This window comes from Rhizobium sp. SVR5-9E (assembly GCF_056755095.1).
In genome coordinates, this window is record NZ_JBNDHS010000653.1 from 1 (window position 1) to 242 (window position 242).

A 242-nucleotide genomic window follows, 5' to 3' on the forward strand; every position below is an offset into this window, starting at 1 on the left:
TCGGCGGCTCCACGGCGATCATCGCAAGAAGCTGGAACAGGTGGTTGGGGATCATGTCGCGCAGCGCGCCGGTCGCGTCGTAGAATTTGCCGCGCGTGCCGACGTCGACGATCTCGGCGGCGGTGATCTGCACATGGTCGATATAGCGGCTGTTCCACAGCGACTCGATGATCATGTTGGCGAAGCGCGCCGTCAGAATGTTCTGTACGGTTTCCTTGCCGAGGAAAGGATCGAGCCGGTAG

1 pseudogene is annotated in these 242 nt (G+C 61.2%); it reads right to left on the reverse strand.

The window, feature by feature from the left end:
• Positions 1-242: pseudogene (locus tag ACPYOJ_RS36425) on the reverse strand (glucose-6-phosphate dehydrogenase); the annotation flags it as partial.